Below are 2,257 nucleotides of genomic sequence, written 5' to 3'. Positions count from 1 at the left end.
ATAGCGTTGCGGAGCAATAATGCAGGGGCCCAAAAGGTTTTTCTCAGTAGCCCGGCTGTCTCAGCCTAATCTGAAAATACTACATTAGTTTATATTGTTGGATTCTTAGTGTTAGAAGTTATTGAAAGTGAGTCTGTTTCCTCGGCGAGGCCAGTTCCCGACTGCCTGTGAAGTTGCATTTGTTGCGCTTATCTCTGCCGCTGAGTTTGCCCCTCTCTGCCCCGCAACTGGAGCAATCCCTCTGTCAGCAAGTTGACCGGGAGCTGGGCCAGCCGGCTCGGCTTCTGCGCTGGAGCTTGACGGCGGTGGAAGGGAATCAAGCCTGGGTTGAGGTGGTCGCCACCACTGATGAGGGCTACTCGGATTTAGACTAGGACAACTCACTCTTAGTCAGCTTCTTGACAGACGTCTGCAAGAGTTTTCCCAATACCCCAGTGGTCTCAGACCAATCGAGAACCAACAGTTTCATTGCTACGTTAAAGAGATGGTTCATATTGATTGATGGAAATGGCTATCGGTACCCTTGCCCATTTTTGTCGTTTGGCCAATGTCTGTCTCTGCATCTGAACCAACTCCGGCTCCACTGCTGGCCGAGCAGCACCCCCCTGTCGCCCTCACCATCGCTGGATCCGACAGTGGTGGGGGAGCAGGGATCCAAGCGGATTTGCGCACCTTTGCTTTCCATCGGGTACACGGTACCTCTGCCCTGACCTGCGTGACTGCCCAAAATACCCTTGGGGTGAGCCGGGTCGATGCGCTGCCCCCCGAAGCCGTGGCCGCCCAAATCGAGGCCGTGGTGCAGGACATTGGGGTGCAAGGGATCAAGACGGGCATGTTGCTGAATGCCGAGATCGTGCTGGAGGTAGCCCGTCAGGTGGAGCGCTGGGCGTTGCGGCCTCTGGTGGTGGATCCGGTGATGGTGTCCCGCACGGGAGCAAAGTTGCTGGCAGATGAAGCCATTCAGGCCATCCGCGAGCGGCTAATCCCCTTGGCCCAGGTGCTGACCCCCAACCGCTATGAGGCGCAAATTTTAACGGGGCTGCAGCTGCAGTCCCTGGCGGATATGCAAACGGCGGCTCAGCAGATTCGCACCCTGGGCTGTGGAGCGGTGTTGGTCAAAGGTGGGGGTATGCCGGGGGAACTGCAGGGGGTGGATGTGTGGTTCGATGGCGAGCGACTGGAAGTGCTGAAAACAGAGCGGATCCCCACCCGCCACACCCACGGCACCGGCTGTACCCTCTCGGCGGCCATTGCGGCACAGATGGCCTGGGGTAAGGATCCCTTTGCGGCCACAGTGGCGGCCAAAGCCTATGTAACAGAAGCGCTGCGACATCCTTTGGCCATCGGGTCAGGGCAGGGGCCAGTGGGGCACTTCTACCCGCTTCTGTCCGGGATTGGCAAACCTGTGCCATAAGAGAGAGGTCACTCTCTCTGGCTGCTATGGCTAGCCCGTCGAATCTTTCTCAGAAGGGATCCCTGCCCAAATGGCGGTTTTGGCTACCCCTACTGCTGCAGCTGGGTATCGTTCTGCTGATACCGGCTCGGCAAGCGCTGACCCTCGCTGTCGGAACCACGATCTACCTGCAAACGGCCCCCGTGGATCCCTATGACCTTTTGCGGGGCCGGTATGTGGCCTTGGGCTACGTCGTCGGTCGGCGCTCCACCCTAGAGCAACTGCCGGGTTGGTCACCTGAATTGGAGACCCCAGGGATCCTTTATCTGCGCTTAGCTCCCCCCGCAGGGGAGCCAACTCAACCTTGGCAAGCAATCGGTGTCAGCCGGGAGATGCCCAAAGATTTGCAGCCTGAAGAGAAAGTGCTGCGAGGCTGGTTTGACGGGCAGCAGCTCAAGTTGGGAATCGAAGAATTTTTTATTCCCGAAGCGATTGGAGATGCCTTGGAAGAGGATATTCGGCGTTACCCTGAAGCCACGCGGGCAGAAGTGAAAGTGGATCCCTGGGGCAAGGCAGCATTGGTCGGCCTCTGGGTAGGGGAGCATCGGTACTAAGTGCTCATTCTGCCCGGCTTTAACGCTTTAACAATTAATCACCATATTCTGACATCCGAACCCGAAGGAGAGCCGGAAAACTGAATGGGGCAGGGATCCCTATCACTTGCCCCTCGAAACCCTGAAGATGGCGAGAACCGGAGCTGTGCCATTGAGGAGCTTGCTAAGTGCTGCACAGCCTTGCTCAGCACCTGAATTAGGGTCATCCCAATTGGGTCAAACTTCTTCAGCTAGAAATCGCAGGAGCCCC

Annotated in this window: 3 protein-coding genes; all 3 read left to right on the top strand. The window is 57.3% G+C overall.

What is annotated here, in order from left to right; all coding sequences use genetic code 11:
* Positions 1 to 179: 179 nt before the first annotated feature.
* The 3 genes from NW818_RS10115 to NW818_RS10105 all read left to right on the top strand — a co-directional run bounded on the left by NW818_RS10115 (position 180) and on the right by NW818_RS10105 (position 2,007).
* On the top strand, positions 180 to 374 hold the full coding sequence (locus NW818_RS10115) for a hypothetical protein (protein ID WP_414390703.1): 195 nt from the start codon (positions 180 to 182) through the stop codon (positions 372 to 374).
* Positions 375 to 547: 173 nt separating this feature from the next.
* A complete protein-coding gene (thiD, locus tag NW818_RS10110) occupies positions 548 to 1,414 on the top strand; it encodes a bifunctional hydroxymethylpyrimidine kinase/phosphomethylpyrimidine kinase (RefSeq protein ID WP_414390701.1) in 867 nt (288 codons plus the stop codon).
* A 26-nt stretch (positions 1,415 to 1,440) separates the two neighbouring features.
* Positions 1,441 to 2,007, top strand: coding sequence for a GDYXXLXY domain-containing protein (locus NW818_RS10105; protein WP_414424477.1), 567 nt, complete (start codon positions 1,441 to 1,443; stop codon positions 2,005 to 2,007).
* Positions 2,008 to 2,257: the final 250 nt, after the last annotated feature.

It is taken from the genome of Synechococcus sp. R6-5, from assembly GCF_047461775.1.
Taxonomy (GTDB): domain Bacteria; phylum Cyanobacteriota; class Cyanobacteriia; order Thermostichales; family Thermostichaceae; genus Thermostichus.
This window is presented reverse-complemented; position numbering and strand designations above follow the sequence as displayed.